Origin of the sequence: Serratia sp. CY37869, assembly GCF_052168895.1 — a bacterium.
GTDB lineage: Bacteria > Pseudomonadota > Gammaproteobacteria > Enterobacterales > Enterobacteriaceae > Serratia > Serratia ureilytica.
In genome coordinates this window covers 991,193-1,009,104 of record NZ_JBJNLU010000002.1, presented here as the reverse complement: position 1 = coordinate 1,009,104, position 17,912 = coordinate 991,193, and the positions used below count along the sequence as shown (strand labels likewise).

At 60.6% G+C, this 17,912-nt stretch carries 19 protein-coding genes and 1 tRNA gene; 16 read left to right on the top strand and 4 right to left on the bottom strand.

From position 1 onward, the window contains the following. The first annotated feature begins 14 nt into the window (after positions 1 to 14). From ACJ8J1_RS15150 to ACJ8J1_RS15120, 7 genes are all read left to right on the top strand, one after another. Entirely contained in the window at positions 15 to 1,544 is a 1,530-nt protein-coding gene (locus ACJ8J1_RS15150; RefSeq protein WP_033642621.1) for a 3-hydroxyacyl-CoA dehydrogenase NAD-binding domain-containing protein, read from the top strand. Positions 1,545 to 1,553: 9 nt separating this feature from the next. Next, the gene (locus ACJ8J1_RS15145) at positions 1,554 to 2,765 is read left to right on the top strand and encodes an acetyl-CoA C-acyltransferase (protein ID WP_033642620.1); all 1,212 of its coding nucleotides are present in this window, start codon (positions 1,554 to 1,556) and stop codon (positions 2,763 to 2,765) included. Positions 2,766 to 2,780: 15 nt separating this feature from the next. Then, positions 2,781 to 3,992 carry a 5-aminolevulinate synthase gene (gene hemA / locus ACJ8J1_RS15140; RefSeq protein WP_033642619.1) on the top strand — a complete coding sequence of 404 codons (1,212 nt, stop codon included), beginning with the start codon at positions 2,781 to 2,783 and terminating at the stop codon, positions 3,990 to 3,992. After that, complete coding sequence (locus ACJ8J1_RS15135; RefSeq protein WP_033642618.1) at positions 3,989 to 5,161, top strand: MFS transporter; 1,173 nt, start codon at positions 3,989 to 3,991, stop codon at positions 5,159 to 5,161. The genes hemA and ACJ8J1_RS15135 overlap by 4 nt, the downstream gene beginning before the upstream one ends. Continuing rightward, positions 5,154 to 5,873, top strand: a complete 720-nt coding sequence (locus ACJ8J1_RS15130) for an enoyl-CoA hydratase-related protein (protein ID WP_033642617.1) — start codon at positions 5,154 to 5,156, stop codon at positions 5,871 to 5,873. The genes ACJ8J1_RS15135 and ACJ8J1_RS15130 overlap by 8 nt, the downstream gene beginning before the upstream one ends. Positions 5,874 to 6,008: 135 nt before the next feature. Further along, entirely contained in the window at positions 6,009 to 6,575 is a 567-nt protein-coding gene (locus ACJ8J1_RS15125; protein WP_033642616.1) for a GNAT family N-acetyltransferase, read from the top strand. Beyond that, a complete protein-coding gene (locus tag ACJ8J1_RS15120; RefSeq protein ID WP_226772991.1) occupies positions 6,550 to 7,119 on the top strand; it encodes a hypothetical protein in 570 nt (189 codons plus the stop codon). Before ACJ8J1_RS15125 ends, ACJ8J1_RS15120 begins: the two co-directional genes overlap by 26 nt. Positions 7,120 to 7,230: 111 nt before the next feature. On the opposite strand, the gene ACJ8J1_RS15115 is transcribed toward ACJ8J1_RS15120, so the two are convergent. Continuing rightward, positions 7,231 to 7,533, bottom strand: coding sequence for a putative quinol monooxygenase (locus tag ACJ8J1_RS15115; RefSeq protein ID WP_033633403.1), 303 nt, complete (start codon positions 7,531 to 7,533; stop codon positions 7,231 to 7,233). 384 nt (positions 7,534 to 7,917) lie between these two features. Between ACJ8J1_RS15115 and ACJ8J1_RS15110 the strand changes: the two genes are divergently transcribed. After that, positions 7,918 to 9,231 (top strand): MFS transporter, encoded by a 1,314-nt coding sequence (locus tag ACJ8J1_RS15110; RefSeq protein ID WP_033642615.1) that lies wholly within the window; start codon positions 7,918 to 7,920, stop codon positions 9,229 to 9,231. 74 nt (positions 9,232 to 9,305) lie between these two features. Continuing rightward, positions 9,306 to 9,809 (top strand): DedA family protein, encoded by a 504-nt coding sequence (locus ACJ8J1_RS15105; RefSeq protein WP_033642614.1) that lies wholly within the window; start codon positions 9,306 to 9,308, stop codon positions 9,807 to 9,809. 220 nt (positions 9,810 to 10,029) lie between these two features. Here the strand turns inward: ACJ8J1_RS15105 and ACJ8J1_RS15100 are convergent. Next, positions 10,030 to 10,105 (bottom strand) — tRNA-Arg (locus tag ACJ8J1_RS15100). A 350-nt stretch (positions 10,106 to 10,455) separates the two neighbouring features. Here ACJ8J1_RS15100 and cycA point away from each other — a divergent pair. Next, complete coding sequence (gene cycA / locus ACJ8J1_RS15095) at positions 10,456 to 11,856, top strand: D-serine/D-alanine/glycine transporter (RefSeq protein WP_033642613.1); 1,401 nt, start codon at positions 10,456 to 10,458, stop codon at positions 11,854 to 11,856. A 50-nt stretch (positions 11,857 to 11,906) separates the two neighbouring features. Here the strand turns inward: cycA and ACJ8J1_RS15090 are convergent, their stop codons facing one another. Then, positions 11,907 to 12,830 carry a DMT family transporter gene (locus tag ACJ8J1_RS15090; protein ID WP_033642612.1) on the bottom strand — a complete coding sequence of 308 codons (924 nt, stop codon included), beginning with the start codon at positions 12,828 to 12,830 and terminating at the stop codon, positions 11,907 to 11,909. 67 nt (positions 12,831 to 12,897) lie between these two features. Between ACJ8J1_RS15090 and ACJ8J1_RS15085 the strand changes: the two genes are divergently transcribed. Together ACJ8J1_RS15085 and ACJ8J1_RS15080 are read left to right on the top strand one after the other, a co-directional pair. Beyond that, a complete protein-coding gene (locus ACJ8J1_RS15085) occupies positions 12,898 to 13,473 on the top strand; it encodes a helix-turn-helix domain-containing protein (protein ID WP_033642611.1) in 576 nt (191 codons plus the stop codon). A 117-nt stretch (positions 13,474 to 13,590) separates the two neighbouring features. Further along, entirely contained in the window at positions 13,591 to 14,058 is a 468-nt protein-coding gene (locus ACJ8J1_RS15080) for a helix-turn-helix domain-containing protein (RefSeq protein ID WP_033642610.1), read from the top strand. On the opposite strand, the gene ACJ8J1_RS15075 is transcribed toward ACJ8J1_RS15080, so the two are convergent. After that, the gene (locus tag ACJ8J1_RS15075) at positions 14,042 to 14,965 is read right to left on the bottom strand and encodes a LysR family transcriptional regulator (protein ID WP_033642608.1); all 924 of its coding nucleotides are present in this window, start codon (positions 14,963 to 14,965) and stop codon (positions 14,042 to 14,044) included. The genes ACJ8J1_RS15080 and ACJ8J1_RS15075 overlap by 17 nt on opposite strands. Before the next feature lie 68 nt (positions 14,966 to 15,033). On the opposite strand from ACJ8J1_RS15075, the gene ACJ8J1_RS15070 reads away from it, so the two are divergent. The 4 genes from ACJ8J1_RS15070 to ACJ8J1_RS15055 all read left to right on the top strand — a co-directional run bounded on the left by ACJ8J1_RS15070 (position 15,034) and on the right by ACJ8J1_RS15055 (position 17,869). Beyond that, positions 15,034 to 15,651 (top strand): LysE family translocator, encoded by a 618-nt coding sequence (locus tag ACJ8J1_RS15070; protein WP_033642607.1) that lies wholly within the window; start codon positions 15,034 to 15,036, stop codon positions 15,649 to 15,651. Between the two features lie 78 nt (positions 15,652 to 15,729). Next, positions 15,730 to 16,329, top strand: a complete 600-nt coding sequence (wrbA, locus tag ACJ8J1_RS15065; RefSeq protein ID WP_033642606.1) for an NAD(P)H:quinone oxidoreductase — start codon at positions 15,730 to 15,732, stop codon at positions 16,327 to 16,329. Positions 16,330 to 16,565: 236 nt separating this feature from the next. Beyond that, positions 16,566 to 16,880 (top strand): hypothetical protein, encoded by a 315-nt coding sequence (locus tag ACJ8J1_RS15060; protein WP_016928271.1) that lies wholly within the window; start codon positions 16,566 to 16,568, stop codon positions 16,878 to 16,880. Positions 16,881 to 17,068: 188 nt separating this feature from the next. Beyond that, complete coding sequence (locus ACJ8J1_RS15055) at positions 17,069 to 17,869, top strand: DNA/RNA non-specific endonuclease (protein ID WP_033642605.1); 801 nt, start codon at positions 17,069 to 17,071, stop codon at positions 17,867 to 17,869. The last annotated feature ends 43 nt before the right edge of the window (positions 17,870 to 17,912 follow it).

Sequence of the window (17,912 nt, the reverse complement as noted above, 5' to 3'; positions counted from 1 at the left end):
GACGGGGATTTTCTATGGCAGAAAGTAATGCGGCAATTCAATCGGCTGCGATTATCGGCGCGGGAACGATGGGCAGAGGCATCGCTTATCTTTTTGCGCAAAAAAGCATTCGTACGGTGCTTTATAATCGCAACGGCAATACCCTCAATCAAGCTCGCGACGCTATCGTGCAAGACCTGAACAAAAAGGTGGAACAGGGCAAGCTCGCGCTGCAGGACAAAGACGTGGTGCTGGCTAATCTGACGTTCTCCGCGGAATTTGGGGCCATCGCCGACAGCGATCTGGTGATCGAAACCATCGCAGAGCATGAGCAAGCCAAACTCGAGGTGCTGGCGGCCATCGCCGCGACGGTCAAGCCCGACACGCTGATCGCCACCAATACCTCCTCACTGTCGCTTAATAAGCTGGCGACGGCGGTGACGCACAGCGAACGCTTTATCGGTTTGCACTTTTTCAACCCCGCGCCGCTGATGAAGCTGATTGAAATCATTCCGGCCTATTTTACCGCACAGGTCACCACCGAACGTTGCCGTCAACTGGTGGCGGCGTTAGGGAAACGCGATGTCGTCTGTCAGGCCACGCCGGGATTTATCGTCAACCGTATGGCCCGCCCCTACTATCTGGAAGGGTTCCGCCTGTTGGAAGAACACGTGGCGCGTGCGCCGCAGATCGACCGCGCCCTCAAAGCCGGCGGACACTTTCGCATGGGGCCGCTCGAGCTGACCGATTTTATCGGTCAGGACATCAACTATCAGGTCAGCCGGCAAATTTGGCAGGACATGCAGTACGATCCGCGCTATACCCCGGGCCATCTGCAGCGCTCGCTGGTCGATGCCGGTCTGTTGGGCAAAAAGAACGGCCGCTCCTATTTTTCCGCCGAAGAATCTCCCCCGCCGCTTGCGGCCGCCGTCGATGCGGAGGTCGAGACGCTACGCATTTACGGTGAACATCCTCTCTTTACCCTGCTACAGCAGCGGGCCGCCCTGCAATGGCCGCGGCTGCGCGTGGAACAACGGCCGACATTACCGGACCTGGGCGCCGCCATTCAGGTCAATGACGCTTTCACCGTCAGCGTTACCGATGGCCGCACGGCAAACCAGCTTGCCGAACAGACCGCGGCGGACGCCTTTGTCGTCGATGTCGCCCTGAACTACGGCGATACGGCGTACCTGGTGGCGGCACATAGCCGCCATGCCTCTGCGGCCAATAAGGCGCTGTTTTTACGCCTGCTGCACACCGCGATCCCGCAGGTGGAATTTATCAAGGATTCCCCGGCCTTGATCGTCGCCCGCGTGCTCAGCAGCCTGATCAACGAGTCGGTGATCATGGTGGAAAGCGGCGTCTGCAGCCGGGAAGACATTGATGTCGCCGCCGTCGCCGGCGTGAACTACGCCGACGGTATTTTCGGCTGGCTCACTCGCCTCGGGGAGGAAAATGTCAGGACGACGCTGAGCAACCTGGCGCAATTGCTGCACGCGGCGCGCTATGCGCCGCATTACACCCTTCTGCACGCCGCCCAACCGGCGCTGACCACCACGCCTTAAGGATCCATGATGAGCATTAAAGATGACGGTGTTTATCTGATCGACGGCACGCGCACGGCGATCGGCGCCTATGGCGGCAGCCTGGCGCATACCCGCCCCGATGATATGGCGGCGACGATTATTCGCAGCCTGTTTCAACGCCATCCGGCGGCGCAGCAGGATCTGGATGAAGTGGTGCTGGGCTGCGCCAACCAGTCCGGCGAAGACAACCGCAACGTCGCCCGCATGGCGACGCTGCTTTCCGGGTTGGATCAGTCGGTGCCGGCCATCACCCTCAACCGCCTTTGCGCCTCCGGGTTGGATGCGGTGATCTACGCCGCGGCGAAAATCCGCAGCGGCCTCAGCGAACTGATTCTGGCCGGCGGCGTGGAAAGCATGAGCCGCGCGCCCTATGTGCTGAGCAAGGGCGAAACGCCGTTCGACAAGGGAGTAAAACTGTACGACACCACGCTGGGATGGCGCTTTGTCAACCCGCGCCTGGCGGAACGCTACGGCAGCGATCCGCTGGGCATCACGGCGGAAAACGTGGCCCAACAGCAGAGTATCTCGCGAGAGGAACAGGATCTGTTCGCGTTGGGCTCGCAGCAAAAAGCCCGCCGGGCGATCGACAGTGGTCGATTGGCGCGGGAAATCACGCCCGTGGATGTGCCGGCGGATCGTAAAACCACCCGCATATTCGCACAGGACGAATTCCCCCGGCTCAGCACGCTGCAGCAGTTGCAGGCGCTGAAACCGGCCTTCGCCGCCGGTGGTTCGGTCACCGCCGGCAACGCTTCCGGCATCAATGACGGCGCCGCCGCGCTGCTGCTGGCCTCCGGACGCTACGTGAAACGCCAGGGCTGGCAACCGCTGGCGGAGATCGGCGACAGCGCGGCCGCCGGCGTCGCGCCGGCGCTGATGGGGCTGGGGCCGATCGCTTCCACCGAGCGCTTACTGCAGCGCGGCGGTTTCACGCTGAATGATTTTGACATCATCGAGATTAACGAAGCCTTCGCCGCGCAGGTTCTGGCGGCGCTGAAACACTGGCGCATCGACGCCGGCGACGCGCGCGTCAACCCAAACGGCGGCGCCATCGCGCTCGGCCATCCGCTGGGAATGTCCGGTACGCGCCTGGTGCTGTCGGCGGCGCTGGAATTACGCGATCGGCAGGCCGGCAACGCATTGGTCACAATGTGCGTCGGCGTCGGTCAGGGCCTGTCATTAAACCTTAAAGCCGTTTAACACAAGGAACATGCTATGAGCGTACTGAACATTCTTGAAGAAAAGTTGGCGGAAACCAAAAAGCAGGGGCGTTTTCGCGAGTTCCTCAACCTTGAACGCGGCGTGCAGGACAAACCCTGGGCCACCAGCCACGGGCAGCAAGGCGAGCGCCGTCTCAACGTCTGGTGCTCAAACGACTATCTGGCCATGAGCCACCACCCCAAAGTGCTGCTGGCCACCACCGACGCGGTTAACCGAGTCGGGTTAGGCACCTGCGGCGCCCGCAGCATTTCCGGCACCTCGGTCTATCACACTGAACTGGAAACGCTGCTGGCCAGCGCCTACGGCAAAGAGTCGGCGCTGCTGTTCACCACCGGCTTCGGCGCCAACGACGCCACCTTGTCCACCCTGTGCGACGCCATTCCCGATCTGATCGTGTTCTCTGACGAACTGAATCACGCCTCGATGATTTACGGGATTCGCTACAGCAAGGCGGAGAAAAAAATCTTCCGCCATAACGACGTGGCGCACCTCGCCGAGCTGCTGCAGGCCGCCGATCCGGCGCGGCCAAAGCTGATCGCCTTTGAGTCGCTGTATTCCATGGACGGTGACTTTGCTCCTCTGGCGCAGATTGTGGCGCTGGCGGAACAGTATCAGGCGCTGACCTATCTCGACGAAATTCATTCGGCCGGCGTGTATGGCGAACGGGGGCTGGGCTATGCCGAACAGCTGGGCCTGTTGGATAAAATCACCATTATCCAGGGCGGGTTCGGCAAGTCTTACGGTGCGGCGGGTGGCTATATCGCCGCGCCCCGTTCGGTGGTGGAAGCCGTGCGCAGCTGGGCGCCGGCATTCGTCTTCAGCACCTCCTCGCCGGCGCCGGTGGTGGCCGCCGCGTTGGCCAGCTTTAAATACAACCTCGAGCACGACACCCAACGCAAGCACCTGCTGGCGATCGTCGAGCACCTGAAGACCGGTCTGCGCGCCGCCGGCATCCCGCTGGTGTCGGCAGACAGCCATATCCTGCCGCTGCGGGTCGGCGATCCCCATCGCAACAAACACATCAGTAAAGTGCTGCTCGATGAGCACGATATTTACGTGCAACCGGTCAATGCCCCGACGGTGCCTGCAGGCAGCGAGCGGCTGCGGGTGACGCCGACCTCGGCGCATTCCCATGCCGACGTGGAGACCTTCCTGGCGGCGTTGAGCCGGGTCTGGGCGGTAAACGATCTGCGGAGGGCGGGATGAAGTTAGCGGATTATAACGGCCATCTGGTCACGCTGTGTCTGATGGCGACCGGCACCTTCGCCATCGGCACCGACGCCTTTATCGTCGCCGGCGTGCTCAGCGACATTTCCGCGACATTTGCCGTCAGCCCCGCGCAAGCGGGGCAGTTGATATCGGTATTCGCGCTGGCCTACATGCTGTTTGCGCCTCTGACCGCCTGGCTGCTGGGCAACGTCAACCGCAAGCACATCCTGCAATTGGCGCTGGTGCTGTTCATCGCCGGCAACCTGGCCTGCGCCTGGGCTACCAGCTACCTGCAGATATCGTTCGGCCGAGTGCTGGCGGCATTGGGCGCGGCCTGTTACACCCCGCAGGCCGCCGCCGCCGCGGTGGGGCTGGTGGCGGAAAAACGCCGCGGCCTGGCTATTTCCATCGTCTATGGCGGCATGACGCTGGCCATCGCGCTCGGTATTCCGTTCGGCACCTTTCTGGCCAAACTGATCGGCTGGCGCGACATCTTTCTGTTCATCGCCCTGCTGGGGGCGGTGGCGCTGCTCGGCCTGTCGCTGGCGCTGCGCGCCATTGCGGCGCCGGGCAAACATTCGTTGAAAGAACGGCTCGCCCCGCTGCGGCAAAAGGCGGTGCTGACCACGCTGCTGATCACCTTTTTCGCCGTGTGCTCGGAGCACATTGTTTACAGCTACGTCAGCGTGCTGTTGAAAGACACCCAGTTCGGCCCGGAAGCCATTCTGCCTTTGGCGCTGCTGGTGTTCGGCATTGGCGCGGTGATCGGCAATTTTGCCTCCGGCGCGCTGACCGACGCCCTAGGCAGCAAATTCGTGCTGCTGTTTTCGGTGGCGATCCAGACGCTGTCCCTGTTCCTGCTGGCCTTTTACGTCACCTCGCCGTGGTGGGTATTGGCCATCTTTCTTATCTGGGGCATTACCGGCTGGATGTATCTGGTGCCAATCCAACATCACCTGTTGTCTCTGTCGAAGCGTTTTGGGGCGCTGACCGTGTCGCTCAACAGCTCGGTGCTGTACGCCGGCATCGCGGCGGGCGGCATGCTGGGCGGCCTGACGCTCTACGCGTTGCCGGCCCACTATTTGCCGCTGTTCTCGCTGCCGCTCGGCGCCATCGCCCTGCTGCTGACGCTGATCTTTTTCCGCGGGGAGGCCAGCGATGAGTGAATCACCGCCGGTGCTTTACGAACGTTATGGCGCGCAGGTTGCGGTCATCACCCTCAATCGGCCGGAGAAAAAGAACGCCATCAACCTGCAGATGGCCGAATTGATCCGCAGTTACCTGCGGCAGGCGGATAATGACGATACGATACGCGCGATCGTCCTGGCCGGTCAGCCGGCGGTATTTTCCGCCGGCATGGATGTCACCGCGTTCCGACAGGGCGAACTGCCCATCGTCACGCCGGAGGGATTCGGGGGACTGATCCATGCGCAGATCGCCAAGGTGATCATCGCCGCCGTTGACGGCATCGCTTACGGGGGCGGCTTTGAGCTCGCCCTGGCTTGCGATCTGATCGTCGCCGGCCAGAACGCGCGCTTCAGCTTTCCCGAAACCGGGCTCGGCTTGGTCGCCGCGCAAGGCGGATGCGCGCGCTTGCCGGCGCGAGTTTCTCCCTATGTCGCCCTCGACTGGCTGCTGACCGGCAGAACCGTCGGTGCGCGGGAGGCCCTGTCACACGGCGCCATTTCCCGCATCAGCGAGGGCTCGGCCCGGGAAGAAGCGCTGCGCATCGCCGAGCAGATCGCCGGGAAGGATCTCGCCGCCAGCCTGGCCGTGAAGGCCATCGTGCGCCAGGGGCTGACGCAGCGCGAGGCGCCATCGTTCGATTTTCAGCAGGCGCCGGTCGAACGCCTGCGTCAGGCGGCCGCTCGTCGTTAACCCCTTTATTGCTTGCCGGCTTGCCTGAGCCGGCATTTCCCGCTACGCCTCCCCGCCACAGCTCATTTTACGCAGCCCGCCTCTCGGCGCTGGGCTACACTGCCGGTAGCCCTCATGCGCTGATAAGGAAAAATAATGCGCCACTTGCCTCTGCTGACCCCCAGACTGATCTTGCGCCCGTTCACCGCCGACGATCTGCCCCACTTTACCGCCTACCGCAACCATCCTGACGTGGCGCGCTACCAGAGCTGGAGCGACTACAGCGCCGCCGAGGCACAGGCCTTTTTCGCACAGCAACGGCGGCTCGAATTCAACCGTGACGACAGCTGGTTTCAACTGGCGGTCGAGCGCCGCGAGGACGGCGCGTTGCTGGGCGATGTCGCGGTGCATTTTTTCGATGAAGGGCGTCAGGCTGAACTGGGCGTGACCTTCGATCCGGTTCATCAGCGGCAAGGACAGGCGCGCGAGGCGCTAAGCGCCGTCATCGCCCTGCTGTTCGGGCCGCTGGCGAAACACCGCATTACCGCCGTGGTGGACGCGCGTAATCTTCGCGCCGCCGCGTTGTTCAGTAAGCTGGGCTTTCGCCGTGAGGCCTGTTGGCGGCAAAACGTGTTTTTCAAAGGCGCATGGGGCGACGAATTCGGTTTCGCCCTGCTGCAAAGTGAATGGCGGGAGCATGAACAACATGACGCTGTTGAATAAATATCTTGGGCAATACCAGTTCTCTGAGCGGCATACGATCGTCATCACCGCGCCGCAATCGCGGGTGCTGGACGCCGTGGCCGCTTACGATCCCAAGCGCGATCGTTTTTTCCGCAGCATGATAGCGCTGCGCGAATTGCCCGCGCGGCTGATGCCACGCGATAAGCCTCGTCCTCCGCCGTTTGGCCTGCATAACTTTTGCCTGCTTGAGCAGGATGAAACCGCGTTGGTCTATGGCCTGATCGGCCGGTTTTGGCAGGCCGAATACGGTTTGGTGAAGGTCGCTGACGGGGCGGACTTTCAGGCCTTCGCTCAGCCCGGCGTCGCCAAACTGGCGCTGGGGTATGCCGCGAGCCCGCTGGAGGGCGGGCGCTGCCGCCTGGTAACGGAAACGCGCATCTTCTGCCCCGACAGCGCCAGCCGGCGGCGGTTTACTCCCTACTGGTATGCGATTCGCCTGGTCAGTGGGTTGATAAGACGCCGCATGCTGCGTGCCATTAAAACCGCCAGCGAAAAGCAGACGGCGAATCATTCACCAGATTGATTAATTTAAGAGCATTCCTAGAGAATGAAAATCATTATCAGCCTATTTTTTAATCACAACAAGATAGTGTTGAGAAGCCATTGACCCCGCCCCCTGCGGGGATTTTTTCGCCTATTTATCGCCTGTTTCAGGGAACGCCTGCATAAACAGGAAGGTGCAAGGCTTGCGCTGATACTGATTGATCTGCGGCACCAGCCGGGTGAAATGCTCGGTCTGGCAATGCACTTCGAGAGCCGCGCGATCCGGCCAGCTTTCGATAAAAATAAAGTGCCCGGGATCCTGCTGGTCAATGCACAGTTCATAACTGATGCACAGCGGCTCCTGCCGGGTTTTCTCTACCAGCTCGCGATACCACGGCATAACGGTGTCAATGTGTTCCGGGTGAATGAAATCTTCAGCAATGACCTTCAGCATGTTGCGCTCCTGCGTTCTGTTGTGCCGTGCTTCACCTTATCGCCCTCCCTCGCGAGATGAAAGCGCCACTCTCCAGTGTCTGTCATCGGGTTCCCAATTCGGTGATAGCGCACACAGATCTCGATCAAAGCGCTTGAACGCCTCCTGGCCCTGTGTGAACTTTCAATTAACAAAAAGGCAACACACCATTCACCATGGTGATATCTGTACCGATATGCCGACGCAATACGCGGCGTTTTTTCCGCCCCTAAAGGCCTGACCATTAGTCCTTTAGACCTTTAAGGCTCACGCAGAAAAGCCATGTCATCGCCGCATGATGGGCCACGGCGCCAGGACGATCCTTATGACCGACGTTTATCATTCTCAGAAGAGAGGTTACCGCCAGTGAATCACGCCACCTATGCCGCTCCAGCGCTCAACGCCGCCATCCGCAAAACCTGGCGCAGACTGGTGCCATTGATGTTCGCCATGTACTTCATTGCGTTTATCGACAGGGTCAACGTCGGCTTTGCCAAAGACGCGATGGCCATCGATATCGCGCTGTCGCAATCCGCCTTTGCGCTGGGCGCGGGGATATTCTTTGCCGCCTATGCGCTGTTCGGCATTCCGGCCAACCTGTTGATGAATCGCTGGGGCGCCAAACGCTGGCTCAGCGCCACCACCGCGCTGTGGGGGGCATTGTCGGCCTGTACCGGGCTGGTGGCCAACGAGCAGCAATTTATTGTCCTGCGCTTTCTGCTGGGGATCGCCGAAGCCGGCTTTTACCCCGGCATCCTGCTGCTGGCGTCGATCTATTTTCCCAATAAGGTACGCGCCTCGGTCATTGGCATTTTCGTGCTTGGCGTACCGGCGGCCCTGACGCTCGGCTCACCGCTGTCGGGGGCCTTGCTGGAGATGCACGGCGTGCTGGGTAAGCCAGGCTGGTTCTGGATGTTCGTGCTGGAAGGGTTGCCGGCCGTCGTCCTCGGCGTCTTCGCCTTTTTCTATCTCGACGATAGCCCAGGGCAGGCCCGCTTTCTGACCGAGGAAGAACGTAATGCGCTGGTCACACAGCTGGCCGCTGAACAGCAGCGTACCGAAACCAACAGCGTTAAAGCGGCGATGAGAAGCGGCAAAGTTTGGCATCTGGCGTTGATCTACGGCACCCTGCAAATCGGCGTATACGGCCTGATGTTTTTTCTGCCGTCGCAGATCGCCTCGCTGATGGGCACCCATCTCGGCTTCAAGGCCTCGTTGGTGGCCGCCATTCCCTGGGCATGCTCCGCGCTTGGCGTCTATTTCCTGCCGCGCTATGCCGACAGAAAAACCGCCAGAAGATTGCCGATCGCCGTTGGCTGCATGGTCGCGGCAGCGCTGGGGTTGGTCGTCTCTTCCTATGCCGGCCCGTTGCTCGCTATCGTCGCCCTGAGCTGTTGCGCAGTCAGTTTTCTGGCGGTACAACCCATTTTCTGGACGTTTCCCGCTCAGCTGCTCACCGGTCCGGCGCTGGCGGCCGGCATCGGTTTTTGCACCACGCTCGGCGCCGCATTCAGCTTTTTAGCCCCGCTGATCCGCACTGAGGCGGAACAGCGTTTTCACAGCCCGCATGCCGGGCCGCTGGTGCTGGCCGCCTTTTCGCTGCTGTGCGCCGTGCTGTTAGGGGCGCTCAGACATCGGCATGCTGAGGCACGTAAGCAAGACGCAGAGATAACCGGATAGCGACGCGTTATTTAGCCATTATTGAACCTGCGGATGGGACACTGACAGTCAGCCCTCTCGCCCACAGGTGTTAAATGGATGAATTGACGCACATTATCGCCAAATACAGCCCGGAACCGGAGATGTTGCTGCTGCTGATTTTCCTGTTCGCGCTGGGAAAATCCGTGATCGTGGTGTCCTCCGTCCTGCCGCCTGCCTCGGTGACGCTGCTGATGGGCATCCTTGCGGGCAAACATGCGCTGCCGATCGGCGCGGTTTGGGCGGCCATCGCCCTTGGCGCGGCGTTGGGCTCAATCCTGTCTTTCCACTGCGGCGCACTGCTCTGCCGTCGCGATCTTGGCCGCCGGCTGCCGGCACGCTTTCACGCCCCACTGCGCAAAGCGCAACGTTCCTTGCAAAAGCGCGGGCTGCCGCTGCTGTTCGCCTCGCGTTTTCTGGCGGTGATGCGTTACACCGTGCCGCTGATGGCCGGCATGCTGCAACTGCCGGCGAGGCACGTCTATGCCACTGCCGCACTCTCAGCCGCCGTTTGGGCACTGCTCTTGATGTCGGCCGCGCATGTGTTCCCCGTTTCTTGACCTGAAAGATTCTTGGGCAAATGCCCCATCCCTGCGCCGACGTTGCGCCAGCGCACAGCCTCCCTTGCCGTATAAAGTACGGTGCAACATCGCAGTTTGCGCCAGATCACCTTTCTGAACATCAGTCGAAAAATGCGAATTTTTTTGCAGAATACGCGCTTAAAACGGCGCCATGAGGGCACAATCAAAGAAATGTCTGAGCGTAACACGCTGATTTGGTTGGCGGGCCGTACAGGGGGCGAACCTCTGTCTCGTTGATTAGGCGTCAACGGCTCATCCGCCTGAGCTAACGGCCCAACGAGATAAATCGCCCTTCTTGTCAGCCTCGCTGTCGAACGCTTACACCCATTACTTTTTCTCATGCGAATTTTACAACCCTTTGTTTAATCAACGAGATAAGCCGCATAAGGTCTGTTAATCCCACCGTTTGAAGAGTAATCTTCCGCTCCCTGAACGTCCGATTTGCCTCCTCTCGTGTAAAGATTGATCGACTTTTATCCCGCGTATAAATGTTGTAAACATGTTGCACAAAGGTGGCGTTATTGCACTACCTTACTAAAGCCGGACCAACCGGATAAATGTATAAAAAAGAGCCACTTCAGAGCTCACGACTTCACTAATGACAGGTAAAACAGGACATCATCAGATGGTAGATCACTCTAAAATAGCGACTGACGCGACGCCCGCTTCAGAAGATCATCTACGGCGAAACCTCACTAACCGACATATTCAACTGATCGCCATCGGCGGCGCCATCGGCACCGGTCTGTTTATGGGTTCCGGTAAAACCATCAGCCTGGCAGGCCCTTCGATCATCTTCGTGTACATGATCATCGGCTTTATGCTGTTCTTCGTGATGCGCGCCATGGGCGAGCTGCTGCTGTCCAACCTGGAATACAAATCGTTCAGCGATTTCGCCGCGGATCTGCTCGGCCCGTGGGCCGGCTTCTTCACCGGCTGGACCTACTGGTTCTGCTGGGTGGTCACCGGCATCGCCGACGTCGTGGCGATCACCGCCTACGCCCAGTTCTGGTTCCCTGAACTGTCGCAGTGGATCGCTTCGCTGCTGTGCGTGCTGTTGCTGCTCGGCCTTAATCTGGCGACGGTGAAGATGTTCGGCGAAATGGAGTTTTGGTTTGCGATGATCAAAATCGTCGCCATCGTCGGGCTGATCGTCGCCGGGTTGGTGATGATCGCCATGCAGTTCCAGTCGCCGACCGGTACCGTAGCCTCGTTCACCCATCTGTGGAATGACGGCGGCATGTTCCCGAAAGGCATCAGCGGTTTCTTCGCCGGCTTCCAGATCGCGGTATTCGCCTTCGTCGGCATTGAACTGGTGGGCACCACCGCGGCGGAAACCAAGGATCCGGAGAAGTCACTGCCACGCGCCATCAACTCGATTCCGATCCGCATCATCATGTTCTACGTGTTCGCCCTGATCGTCATCATGTCGGTGACGCCGTGGAGCTCCGTAGTGCCGGACAAGAGCCCGTTCGTTGAATTGTTCGTGCTGATTGGCCTGCCGGCCGCGGCCAGCGTGATCAACTTCGTGGTGCTGACCTCCGCCGCCTCCTCCGCCAACAGTGGGGTGTTCTCCACCAGCCGCATGCTGTTCGGGCTGGCGCAGGAAGGCGACGCGCCGAAATCGTTCGCCAACCTGTCCAAGCGCGCGGTGCCGGCCAACGGCCTCACCTTCTCCTGCATCTGCCTGCTGGGCGGCGTGGTGCTGATTTACCTGATCCCGAACGTGATGACGGTCTTCACCCTGGTGACCACCGTGTCGGCGATTCTGTTCATGTTCGTCTGGACCATCATCCTGTGTTCGTATCTGGTCTACCGCAAACGGCGCCCGGCGCTGCACCAGAAATCGATCTACAAAATGCCGGCCGGCAAACTGATGTGCTGGGTGTGCATGGCGTTCTTCGTGTTCGTGTTGGTGCTGTTGTCGCTGCGCGAAGACACCCGCCAGGCGCTGATCGTCACCCCGCTGTGGTTCATCCTGCTCGGCCTGTCTTACGTGTTCCTGCGCAAGAAGAAAACCGCGTGATGCAAAAAGGGGCGGATATCTCCGCCCCTTTGCTCTTTTTTGCCTCTGCGCTAATCCGCTTCCGTCGCCACCGCCGCTTTCCCCTTGCGCCGTACGCGCAGCTCGCTGACCACCACCCCGATCACAATCAACGCGCCCCCCAACAACGCGACGCCCGGCAAACGCTCACCGGCGAGCCGCCCGACGATGCCCGCCCAGACCGGTTCGCCGGCGTAGATCACCGTAGCGCGCGTGGGTGAAACGCTGCGCTGCGCCCAGTTCATGGTCAGCTGAATCAACGCGCTGGCCAGCCCCAGCCCAATGGCGCTGTACAGCAGGTAATCCGAATACGGCGGCGGCGATTCGCCGGTCGGCGCCATCATCAAAAATGAGGCCAGCGAGGCGGTCGCCAGCTGCACAATGGTCACCCGGCGGATATTCACCTTGCCGGCGAAGGCGCCGATCAGAATGATCTCTGCCGCCATGCCCAGCGTGCCGGCCAGCGTCAGAATTTCGCCGAGGCTCAGCGACATGTCCGTGCTGCTCGGCGCCGCCAGCAGCATCAGGCCGGTAAAGGCCAGCAGAATACCGATCCACGACATGATGCCGGGGAACCGCCCCAGCACCAGCCATTGCAATAGCGGCACGATCGGCACGTACATGGCGGTGATGAACGCCGATTGGCTGCTGGTAATCGTCTGCAGACCGACGGTTTGCATGCTGTAGCCGAACATGATCGCCAGCCCGATAAGTACGCCCGCCTTCAGTTCATACAGGGTCAGGCCGCGCAGCACGCGCAGCGAAAACAGCGTCAACGCCAGCGTGGCGGTGGCGAAACGCAGACCGACGAAAAAGAACGGCCCGCTGACTTGCATCGCGTGATGCACGGCCAAAAAGGTGCCGCCCCAGATCATGGTGATGAAAATCAACACCGCTTCCGGCAACCTGATTTGCGGAACCACGGCGGAAATAAAGGATTTTTTTGCTGCTGACACCGGCTTGCCCTTCCTGCTGAGTGCAATATAATGCACAGATCCTGCCAGTATGAGATAAAGTCCGGCGATGAGCAATACGGCGCATAACGCGAAAACCGATCCCCCCAAAGTGCTGCAGTACCTGAGCAGCAATCTGCGCGGCTATCGCCAACAGGCGGGCCTGAGCCAGATGGCGCTGGCCGAACTTTCCGGCGTCAGCCGCCGCATGCTGGCGGGCATCGAGGCCGGCGATCGCAACGTCAGTCTGGCGGTGCTCGACAAGATCGCCGCCGCCCTGGCGATTTCGTTCACCGATCTGATTCAGGCACCAGAGGCTCGCGGCAGCCATCTGGTAGGCGAGTTGGCCTGGCAAGGCGCACAGCCGGGCAGCCAGGCGCTGTTTGCCGCCAGCGTGCCGGCGCGCCAACGGGCCGAGCTGTGGGAATGGACGCTGATGCCAGGCGAGCGCTACGACTCGGCGCCGGACGCCGAAGGCTGGAGCGAAATGATCTACGTGATTGCCGGCACCCTGACGCTGGAACTGGAACAAGGCACGCTGACGCTCAGCGCCGGCGCCACGCAAACCTTCAACAGCGATCAGCGCTACGCTTACGCCAACCACGGCGATCTCCCGCTGCGCTTTATCCGCAACGTCGCCTTCTGACTGCCCGCCGGCCCGCGCCGGCGGCGGATGTCGTGTCGCTGTCGTGCCGCTGTCGTGGCGCCGCTACCCCGCGCCACCTACACTGGATGACAGTGACAGCGAACTCGGGAGTGCACCATGCAAAAGTACCGCATCAGACCATTACGCCTGGAAAAAGGCTGGTCGCAGGAGCAGTTGGCGGCCATCGCCGGTCTCAGTACCCGCACCGTACAGCGGATTGAAAACGGCGAACAGGCCAGCCTGGAAACCTTGACCGCGATCGCCGCCGCGCTGGGCGTGCAGGTCAGCGATCTCAACGCGCCGCCGCAGACACCGCAGGAGGAGACGCCTGAGGCGCAGCGCCTTCGTCGCCAGGTTGCGGCAGAGGGCAAGCTGCTGAGCATGGCGGTGCGTTTCGCCGTCATCGGCGCGATATTGCTCGCTGTCAACGTCTTTACCCACCCGCACTATCTCTGGGCGCTATGGGCGATCGGCGGCATGAGCCTCGCGCTGATCATGCGGGCGGTACGTACCCTGCTGCTGCGCAACGTCTTCAGCCGCTGGCAGGAACAGCGGCTGGCGCAAAAACTCAGGCGCCTGCCGTGAGCGTTAGCCACTCGGCCAGCCGGGCCAACGCGCTGCCCGGCACGATAGGCTGCGGCGACAGCAGGTAATAGCCGCTGCCGTCGGGCGTAAAACCGAACGGCGCGCTCAACAAGCCGGCGGCCAGATCGTCTCGCACCTGCAGCCATGGGCCGATTGCGATACCAAGGCCGGCTACCGCGGCCTGCAGGCTGAAATAGAAATGGTCAAAGCGCTGTTCCGGATGCCCCGCCAATGTCACCCCCTGCTGATGCGCCCAGTGCCGCCAGGCATCCGGCCGGGTCGCGGCATGCAGCAGTTTGGCGCCCGGCAGCAAAAGCCGCCGTCCGTCCACAGAGGCCGTCAGCCTCGTCAGCGCCTCGGGTTGGCACACCGGCCCGACCTTTTCATTGAACAGCGCCAGGCTATGCGCCTGCTTTCCCCAATCGAAGTCATTGCGCCGGATCGCCGCCGTGATGCCGTCATGGAACGAAAACGGACCGCCGCCCGCCACCAGCTGTAAGTTGATGTCCGGGTGCGCCCGCTGAAAAGCCGGCAAACGCGGGATCAGCCAACGCATCAATAAGGTCGGTTCACAGGACAAGATCAGCGGCGCATTGAGCGCCTGCTGGCGCAGCTCCAGCGCGGTATGGTCCAAAATGCCGAAGGCCTGCTGTGTCGCCTGAAACAGCTTGCGGCCCGCCGCCGTGAGCAGTACTCGCCTATGGCGGCGCTCAAACAACGCCACGCCCAATTCCTCTTCCAGCGCCCTCACCGCCCGGCTGATGGCGCCATGCGTCAAATTCAGCCCCTGCGCCGCCTGCGTGAAACTTTCCAGCCGCGCGGCGGCCTCGAAGCAGCGCAGCCCGCCCAACGGCAATGGCCTGGCTCTATTGCGTGAGTTTTTCTCACCGATATCGTCACTATTCATCGTTTGTCACCGAGAAAAATTACTCTTATAAATCAGTCACTCTATTGATAAACATCGCAAGGATAACTATGACTGAACTCATCGCTGTCGTCACCATTACTTTACTCGCTGTAATCAGCCCCGGACCGGATTTCGCCATGGTATCGCGCAACAGCCTGCTGCTCTCCCGCCGCGCCGGCATCTTCACCGCCTGCGGCATTGGCGCCGGCGTACTGATCCATGTCAGCTATACGCTGATTGGCGTCGGCGTGTTGATCCAACAGTCGCCCTGGTTGTTTAACCTGCTCAAAGGCATCGGCGCCGCCTACCTGATCTACCTCGGCTTTACGCTGCTGCGCAACGCAACCCATCACGACGCCGCGCCCACCACGACGCCGGCCGCCATCAGCGATCTCGCCGCCCTGAAAACCGGCTTTCTCACCAACGCGTTAAATCCGAAAACCACCATCTTCATCGTCAGTCTGTTCATGCAGGTGGTCTCTCCCCACACCGCGCTCGGCGTACAGATCGGCTATGGCCTCTTTATCGCCGCCGTCCATGTATTCTGGTTCGCCGCCGTCGCGCTGCTGTTTTCCGCGCCGGGCGTCAATGCGCGCTTTTTGCGTTTGCGCCGCGGCATCGATCGCACCTTTGGCGGGCTGCTGATTGTCTTTGGCGCCCTGTTGGCGATCGCCGGCATCAGGTGACGCCACGACGCCAAGTTCGTCATTCGCTTCTATGCTTATCAGGGGTTTTTGTTAATCATCTGAGCGGGAGTACGAAACATGACGAAACTGTTGGTGCTTTATTACTCAATGTACGGCCACATCGAACGCCTGGCGCAGGCGGTGGCCGAAGGGGCGAATCGGGTCGATAACGTGGACGTGACGGTCAAACGCGTGCCGGAAACCATGACGCCGGAAGCCTTCGCCAAGGCCGGGGGCAAGCAACACCAGCAGGCGCCGGTCGCCACCCCGCAAGAGCTGGCGGACTATGATGGCATTATCTTCGGTACGCCGACCCGCTTCGGCAACATGGCCGGACAGATGCGCACCTTCCTCGATCAGACCGGCGGCCTGTGGGCTTCCGGCGCGCTGTACGGCAAGGTGGGCAGCGTCTTCTCCTCCACCGGCACCGGCGGCGGCCAGGAGCAAACCATCAGTTCGACCTGGACCACGCTGGCGCACCACGGCTTCATCATCGTGCCGATCGGCTATGCGACGCCGGAGCTGTTTGACGTTTCGCAGGTGCGCGGGGGCACCCCCTATGGTGCGACCACTATCGCCGGCGCCGACGGTTTGCGACAGCCGAGCAACGAAGAGCTGACCATTGCCCGCTATCAGGGCGAGCACGTGGCGAAAATCACCGCCAAGCTGAAAAGTTAATCGCCCCCCTGCACCCGTGATTCAAAGGGCCGCGCATTCGCACGGCCCCATCTTGTTGCCGACCCGCCGCAAGGTTAGAATGCCCCTCCCCCGGCCATTCAGCGTCTGAAGGCCAGGCCCGAATTCGTTCTGCCCGTCGCTCATCGGCTTTCAGCCCGAGGACGGGCGTTCTGTTTTTTGCGCACAGCGAAGGGAATAAGTCAGTGTCTAAAGATTTTGATGAACTAATAAGAGACATGGATCTTATTATTGAAAATGTAGACAGCTTCAAAGCTCTGGCTCCGCGCGCGCCCGAGCCGGCTCCGGCCCCGCCGCCGCCGGTTCATCACTACGACTCGTTCTGCGAGAACATCGCGCTGAAAGTGGTCTTGAAGGTGCTGCTGTCTTCGGTGGACAAGATAGTCAAAGTGCAAATCGCCAACAAAGTCGAGCAAGAGATCGCCCAGATTGAACAGCAGGTGGTGCGCGCCGGCGGCGGGCCGGTATCACCGGACGATCTGGCGCAGATGACGCACTACGTTCGCCGCACGGTCAACGACCTGCTGGAATAACCCCCTTTTGAAACGGCGTCTGTTGGACGCCGTTTTTATTTCTGCCGACTTTAACGTGCGGTATCGCTGTACCATGACTGACACATTCACAACATGAATGTGTTGCATTGTTGTATTCGTTTCACTGCGATAAGTTTAATTTACTGTAAATATATACAGTATTTTTTTAACTTATTGAGGATATGAATATGCGCTTTAACAACAAGATGTTGGCCCTGGCCGCCCTGCTGTTCGCCGCACAGGCGTCGGCCGAGACGCTCGAATCTATCGACAACTGCGCGGTTGGCTGCCCGACCGGCGGCAGCAGCAATGTGTCGATCGTGCGTCATGCTTATACGTTGAACAATAACAGCACCACCAAATTCGCCAACTGGGTGGCCTATCACATCACCAAAGACACGCCGGCCAGCGGCAAGACGCGCAACTGGAAAACCGACCCGGCGCTCAATCCGGCAGATACCCTGGCCCCTGCCGATTACACCGGCGCCAACGCGGCGCTGAAGGTCGATCGCGGCCATCAGGCGCCGCTGGCCTCGTTGGCCGGCGTTTCCGACTGGGAATCGCTGAACTACCTGTCCAACATCACGCCGCAAAAGTCCGACCTGAACCAGGGCGCCTGGGCGCGGCTGGAAGATCAGGAGCGCAAGCTTATCGAGCGCGCGGACATCTCTTCGGTCTATACCGTGACCGGGCCGCTGTATGAACGCGATATGGGCAAACTGCCGGGCACCCAGAAAGTGCACACCATCCCCAGCGCCTACTGGAAGGTGATTTTCATCAACAACAGCCCGGCGGTGAACCACTATGCCGCTTTCCTGTTCGATCAAAACACGCCGAAGGGCGCCGATTTTTGCCAATTCCGCGTGACGGTGGGCGAGATCGAGAAACGCACCGGCCTGATCATCTGGGCTGGTCTGCCTGACGACGTACAGGCTTCGCTGAAGAACAAGCCCGGCGTTCTGCCGGAGTTGATGGGCTGCAAAAACTGACGGAAAAACCCGCTTCGGCGGGTTTATTTTTACTCGGGCATCA

What these genes read in the sequence shown, in the direction of transcription:
- ACJ8J1_RS15150 (WP_033642621.1), top strand. Translation starts at nt 15, where the DNA reads ATGGCAGAAAGTAATGCGGCAATTCAATCGGCTGCGATTATCGGCGCG.
- ACJ8J1_RS15145 (WP_033642620.1), top strand. Translation starts at nt 1,554, where the DNA reads ATGAGCATTAAAGATGACGGTGTTTATCTGATCGACGGCACGCGCACG.
- hemA (WP_033642619.1), top strand. Translation starts at nt 2,781, where the DNA reads ATGAGCGTACTGAACATTCTTGAAGAAAAGTTGGCGGAAACCAAAAAG.
- ACJ8J1_RS15135 (WP_033642618.1), top strand. Translation starts at nt 3,989, where the DNA reads ATGAAGTTAGCGGATTATAACGGCCATCTGGTCACGCTGTGTCTGATG.
- ACJ8J1_RS15130 (WP_033642617.1), top strand. Translation starts at nt 5,154, where the DNA reads ATGAGTGAATCACCGCCGGTGCTTTACGAACGTTATGGCGCGCAGGTT.
- ACJ8J1_RS15125 (WP_033642616.1), top strand. Translation starts at nt 6,009, where the DNA reads ATGCGCCACTTGCCTCTGCTGACCCCCAGACTGATCTTGCGCCCGTTC.
- ACJ8J1_RS15120 (WP_226772991.1), top strand. Translation starts at nt 6,550, where the DNA reads ATGAACAACATGACGCTGTTGAATAAATATCTTGGGCAATACCAGTTC.
- ACJ8J1_RS15115 (WP_033633403.1), bottom strand. Translation starts at nt 7,533, where the DNA reads ATGCTGAAGGTCATTGCTGAAGATTTCATTCACCCGGAACACATTGAC.
- ACJ8J1_RS15105 (WP_033642614.1), top strand. Translation starts at nt 9,306, where the DNA reads ATGGATGAATTGACGCACATTATCGCCAAATACAGCCCGGAACCGGAG.
- cycA (WP_033642613.1), top strand. Translation starts at nt 10,456, where the DNA reads ATGGTAGATCACTCTAAAATAGCGACTGACGCGACGCCCGCTTCAGAA.
- ACJ8J1_RS15085 (WP_033642611.1), top strand. Translation starts at nt 12,898, where the DNA reads ATGAGCAATACGGCGCATAACGCGAAAACCGATCCCCCCAAAGTGCTG.
- ACJ8J1_RS15080 (WP_033642610.1), top strand. Translation starts at nt 13,591, where the DNA reads ATGCAAAAGTACCGCATCAGACCATTACGCCTGGAAAAAGGCTGGTCG.
- ACJ8J1_RS15075 (WP_033642608.1), bottom strand. Translation starts at nt 14,965, where the DNA reads ATGAATAGTGACGATATCGGTGAGAAAAACTCACGCAATAGAGCCAGG.
- ACJ8J1_RS15070 (WP_033642607.1), top strand. Translation starts at nt 15,034, where the DNA reads ATGACTGAACTCATCGCTGTCGTCACCATTACTTTACTCGCTGTAATC.
- wrbA (WP_033642606.1), top strand. Translation starts at nt 15,730, where the DNA reads ATGACGAAACTGTTGGTGCTTTATTACTCAATGTACGGCCACATCGAA.
- ACJ8J1_RS15060 (WP_016928271.1), top strand. Translation starts at nt 16,566, where the DNA reads ATGGATCTTATTATTGAAAATGTAGACAGCTTCAAAGCTCTGGCTCCG.
- ACJ8J1_RS15055 (WP_033642605.1), top strand. Translation starts at nt 17,069, where the DNA reads ATGCGCTTTAACAACAAGATGTTGGCCCTGGCCGCCCTGCTGTTCGCC.